Origin of the sequence: Pseudomonas subflava (assembly GCF_023823685.1) — a bacterium.
GTDB classification, from domain to species: domain Bacteria; phylum Pseudomonadota; class Gammaproteobacteria; order Pseudomonadales; family Pseudomonadaceae; genus Aquipseudomonas; species Aquipseudomonas subflava.
On the sequence record NZ_JAMXBF010000017.1, the window covers coordinates 1 to 4,620 of the forward strand.

Genomic DNA, 4,620 nt, shown 5'->3' on the forward strand with positions numbered 1-4,620 from the left:
GAGGGTCGGGGAGAGGGAGAGCAGACAACGCGGAGCAGCCCCGTAGCCCGGATGCAATCCGGGAAACAGCCCCCCCCGCCTCCCGAAACGGATCCGGGCCACGACTGACCAATAGCCCGCAATACAGCCCACGAATCAAAGTATGCCGCGCCACCGCGACCTCTTAGGGTGACAGGCAAGCACGAGGACCGAGCATGAACCCACCGCAGCACCGCCGCGCCGACTACGCGCACTTCCAGCCGATCACCACGCGCTGGCACGACAACGACGTCTACGGCCACGTCAACAACGTCGTCTATTACGGCTTCTTCGACAGCGCGGTGAACACCTACCTGATCGAGGTCGGCGGCCTGGACATCCACGAAGGCCAGGTCATCGGCTTCGTGGTCAGCTCGTCGTGCGACTACTTCGCCTCCATCGCCTTCCCCGAGCGCATCGAGGTCGGCCTGCGCGTCGGCAAGCTGGGCAACAGCTCGGTGCAGTACGAGCTGGCCATCTTCAAGGCCGGCGAAGACGAGGCCTGCGCCGCCGGGCGCTTCGTTCACGTGTTCGTCGACCGTGCCAGCAACCGCCCGGTACCGATTCCCGCCCCCCTGCGCACGGCGCTCGCCCGCCTGCTGCGCGACTGACACAACAACAGGAGATTTCCGCCATGCAAGACGCCGTCATCGTTTCCACTGCCCGCACGCCGATCGCCAAGGCCTTCCGCGGTGCGTTCAACGACCTCAAGTCGCCGTCCATGGCCGCCGTCGCCCTGCGCGCCGCGGTCGAGCGCGCCGGAATCGAGGCCGCCGAGATCGAGGACGTGGTGATGGGCACCGCCATGCAGGGCGGCACCGCCTCCACCAACCTGGCGCGCCTGTCGCTGCTGGCCGCCGGCCTGCCGCTGTCGGTCAGCGGCCAGACCATCGACCGCCAGTGCGCCTCCGGTCTGATGGCCATCTCCATCGCCGCCAAGCAGATCATGGTCGACGGCATGGCCGTGACCGTCGGCGCCGGCCAGGAGCAGATCAGCCTGGTGCAGAACACCCACATGAAGTGGACTGCCACCGACTACGACCCGGCCGTGGTGAAGATGGCCGAGCACGCCTACATGCCGATGCTGCAGACCGCCGAGCTGGTGGCCAAGCGCTACAACATCAGCCGCGAGGCGCAGGATGCCTACTCCCTGCAGTCGCAGCAGCGCACCGCCGCCGCCCAGGCCGCCGGACTGTTCGCCGACGAGATCGTGCCGGTCACCGCGCGCAAGAAGCTGGTCGACAAGGAAACCGGCGCGGTGAGCTATGAGGAAGTCACCCTGAGCCTGGACGAAGGCAACCGTCCGCAGACCGTGCTGGAGGACCTGACCAAGCTCAAGCCGGTGATCGAGGGCGGCTGCATCACCGCCGGCAACGCCAGTCAGCTGTCCGACGGCGCCAGCGCCTGCGTGCTGATGAGCGGCGCCCTGGCCGCCCAGCGCGGCATCCAGCCGCTGGGCCTGTACCGCGGCATCGCCGTGGCCGGCCTGGCCCCGGAAGAGATGGGCATCGGCCCGGTGTTCGCCGTACCCAAGCTGCTCAAGCAGCACGGCCTCTCCGTCGACGACATCGGCCTGTGGGAGCTCAACGAGGCGTTCGCCTGCCAGGTGCTGTACAGCGCCGAGAAGCTGGGCATCGATCCGGCCAAGCTCAACGTCAACGGCGGTGCCATCTCCATCGGCCACCCCTACGGCATGAGCGGCGCGCGCATGGTCGGCCACGCCCTGCTGGAAGGTAAGCGTCGCGGCGTGAAGTACGTGGTGGTGACCATGTGCGTCGGCGGTGGCATGGGCGCTGCCGGGCTGTTCGAGGTGCTGTAAGCCTCGCCGCTCGCATGGAAAACGGAGGCTACGGCCTCCGTTTTCGTTTCCGGCGCTGGCGGTTGGGCCACACTCAACCGGTCCGCAGCCGCCATCGCCGCGAAAAGACGCGCTGGGTCACGTGGATGGCGTAGTCGGGCATGCCGGCCGCATCGCCGTTGTGCAGACTCAGAGGCTCCCCCCTTCCGAGCACAGGAAATCACCATGTCCAGAGGCGCCCCGATTCCCCGCAACCCCGCCGACGACTACACCACCGAGCAGGCCGGCGCACGCCGCGACTTCGTCAAGGAACAGACCGGCGCCGCGCTGGACACGGTGGGCCGGTACGCCATCGACCCGCAGGTGACCCGCGGCAATATCGAGAACTTCATCGGCGTGGTGCAGATGCCGCTGGGCCTGGCCGGCCCGCTGCGCATCGAGGGCGAGCATGCGCAGGGCGACTACTACGTACCGATGGCCACCACCGAGGGCACCCTGGTGGCCAGTTACAGCCGCGGCATGCGCGCCATCAGCGCCTCCGGCGGCGTGCGCACTACCGTGGTCAAGCACTCCATGCAGCGCGCCCCGGTGTTCCTGTTCGAGAACGCGCTGCAGGCCCGCGAGTTCGGCGCCTGGCTGGTCAGCGAATTCGAAGCGATCAAGGCGGCCAGCGAGACCACCACCCGCAGCGGCAAGCTGTTCGAGATCGAGCAGTACCCGGTGGCCAACATGCTCTACACGCGCTTCTGCTACACCACCGGCGATGCCGCCGGGCAGAACATGACCAGCAAGGCGACCTACGCAGCCTGCGAATGGATCAAGGCCAACCACCCGCTGCAGCCGCGCTACATCCTGTCCGGCGCCCTCGACACCGACAAGAAGCACTCGGCGATGAACATGATCCAGACCCGCGGCAAGCGGGTGATCGCCGAGTTCACCCTCAAGCGCGAGGTGGCCCACGAGCTGCTGCGCGTCGACCCCGCCAACCTCTACCGCTACCGGCAGATCGCCGCCGTGGGCGCCTTCCAGTCCGGTTCCGCCTACAGCGGCGCGCACTCGGCGAACGGGCTCGCGGCCGTGTATATCGCCACCGGCCAGGACGCGGCCAACGTGGCCGAGTCCCACGGCGGCATCACCTACGGGCAGTTGCTGGACAACGGCGACTACTACTGGTCGGTGACCCTGCCGGCGGTGATCTGCGCCACCCACGGCGGCGGCACCGGCCTGCCGACCCAGCGCGAGTGCCTGGAGATGCTCGGCTGCTACGGCGCCGGCAAGGCCGACAAGTTGGCCGAGATCATCGCCGCAGTGGTGCTGGCGGGCGACGTTTCCCTGACCTCGGCGATCCTCGCCGGCGACTGGGTCAGCAGCCACGAGGCGCTGGGGCGCAATCGCTGAAAGCAGCCGGCCGGAAACGCCATAAGCCGGTCATCCCGGCTTATGGCGTTCTCTGCGTCGAGGGGCCGAGCGGGCGTCACTCCACCACGGCGCGAATGGTGATCTCGATGAGCTGCTGCGGAAACGCCAGGCCCGACACGCCGATGAGGTTGCTGGCGACCTGCGGCATTTCGGCGCCGTAGAACTCCTTGCGTACCGTGCCGGCCGCGGCGAAGGCCGCCGGCACGTCGATGACGAACAGCGTTTCCTCGACCACGTGATCCAGGCTCGCACCGAACTCGGCCAGCAGCTCGACGATGTTCCGGTAGGTCTGGCGCATCTGCGCCTCCATCGTGGAGAAGTCGGCGGGCTGGCCGTCCTGGTTCAGCTCGGCGGGCGCGATGAGGTTGCCGGCGCGGTCATGGCTCAGCTGCCCGGAGAGGTAGATGGTGTCCTTGACCTGAACGGCCTGCACGTAACCGTACAGTCCCTCCCAGGCGACACCGAAACTGGCGGTTTTCTTTGCTGGAATCTTGCTTGGGTTGGCCATCACACAGGCTCCTGACGAGGAAGTGGCTTTGCGTTTTTCGGTCATCGGGATGATGGCCAGGAACGCGAAAGCAGACTTGTACCGCTGTGCTCGATGTCGTCTCGAGCCCAGCTTTTCCAATGAGTGAGCCGAGCGAATCCGCGCCGGCTTGCTGCAATCTTGAGCTCACCGGAGCCCGATTCAGGCTCCGGTGAGGCACCGCGGATGGATCACTTGCTCGCGGTCAGCGCGCTGTAGCTGGTGATCAGGTTGCGGTAGTCCGGGATGTGGTCGGAGCAGATCTTGGCCAGGCCTTCCACGTCGTTGCGCCAGTCGCGGTGCAGCTCGCAGGCCACGGCGAACCAGTTCATCAGCTGTGCGCCGGCCTGGGTCATGCGGCTCCAGGCCGAATCACGGGTGATCTGGTTGAAGGTGCCCGAGGCGTCGGTGACGACGAACACGTCGAAGCCCTCTTCAATGGCCGACAGCGCCGGGAACGCCACGCAGACTTCGGTCACCACGCCGGCGATGATCAGCTGCTTCTTGCCGGTGGCCTTGATCGCCTTGACGAAGTCTTCGTTGTCCCAGGCGTTGATCTGGCCGGGGCGGGCGATGTAGGGCGCGTCTGGGAACATCTCCTTGAGCTCCGGCACCAGCGGGCCGTTGGGGCCGGTTTCGAAGCTGGTGGTGAGAATGGTCGGCAGATTGAAGAACTTGGCGAGGTCGGCCAGGGCCAGGACGTTGTTCTTGAACTTGTCCGGCTCGATGTCGCGAACCAGGGACAGCAGACCGGCCTGGTGGTCGACCAGCAGAACGACGGCGTTGTCTTTGTCCAGGCGGTTGTAGGTGGCGTTGGTCATGGTGAAATCCTCGATTTGTTTTCAATGGTGGCCGGCGG

5 protein-coding genes are annotated in these 4,620 nt (G+C 66.7%); 3 read left to right on the top strand and 2 right to left on the bottom strand.

Going from position 1 to position 4,620, the window contains the following annotated elements:
• Positions 1–194: 194 nt before the first annotated feature.
• The 3 genes from NF616_RS20410 to NF616_RS20420 all read left to right on the top strand — a co-directional run bounded on the left by NF616_RS20410 (position 195) and on the right by NF616_RS20420 (position 3,214).
• On the top strand, positions 195–629 hold the full coding sequence (locus NF616_RS20410; RefSeq protein WP_252275606.1) for an acyl-CoA thioesterase: 435 nt from the start codon (positions 195–197) through the stop codon (positions 627–629).
• A 23-nt stretch (positions 630–652) separates the two neighbouring features.
• The gene (locus tag NF616_RS20415) at positions 653–1,837 is read left to right on the top strand and encodes an acetyl-CoA C-acyltransferase (RefSeq protein ID WP_252275607.1); all 1,185 of its coding nucleotides are present in this window, start codon (positions 653–655) and stop codon (positions 1,835–1,837) included.
• 204 nt (positions 1,838–2,041) lie between these two features.
• Entirely contained in the window at positions 2,042–3,214 is a 1,173-nt protein-coding gene (locus NF616_RS20420; protein WP_252275608.1) for a hydroxymethylglutaryl-CoA reductase, read from the top strand.
• A gap of 76 nt (positions 3,215–3,290) precedes the next feature.
• On the opposite strand, the gene NF616_RS20425 is transcribed toward NF616_RS20420, so the two are convergent.
• Together NF616_RS20425 and ycaC are read right to left on the bottom strand one after the other, a co-directional pair.
• Positions 3,291–3,743 (bottom strand): RidA family protein, encoded by a 453-nt coding sequence (locus tag NF616_RS20425; RefSeq protein ID WP_252275609.1) that lies wholly within the window; start codon positions 3,741–3,743, stop codon positions 3,291–3,293.
• Between the two features lie 209 nt (positions 3,744–3,952).
• Positions 3,953–4,582, bottom strand: a complete 630-nt coding sequence (gene ycaC, locus NF616_RS20430; protein ID WP_252275610.1) for an isochorismate family cysteine hydrolase YcaC — start codon at positions 4,580–4,582, stop codon at positions 3,953–3,955.
• Positions 4,583–4,620 lie beyond the last annotated feature (38 nt).

What these genes read in the sequence shown, in the direction of transcription:
- NF616_RS20410 (WP_252275606.1), top strand. Translation starts at nt 195, where the DNA reads ATGAACCCACCGCAGCACCGCCGCGCCGACTACGCGCACTTCCAGCCG.
- NF616_RS20415 (WP_252275607.1), top strand. Translation starts at nt 653, where the DNA reads ATGCAAGACGCCGTCATCGTTTCCACTGCCCGCACGCCGATCGCCAAG.
- NF616_RS20420 (WP_252275608.1), top strand. Translation starts at nt 2,042, where the DNA reads ATGTCCAGAGGCGCCCCGATTCCCCGCAACCCCGCCGACGACTACACC.
- NF616_RS20425 (WP_252275609.1), bottom strand. Translation starts at nt 3,743, where the DNA reads ATGGCCAACCCAAGCAAGATTCCAGCAAAGAAAACCGCCAGTTTCGGT.
- ycaC (WP_252275610.1), bottom strand. Translation starts at nt 4,582, where the DNA reads ATGACCAACGCCACCTACAACCGCCTGGACAAAGACAACGCCGTCGTT.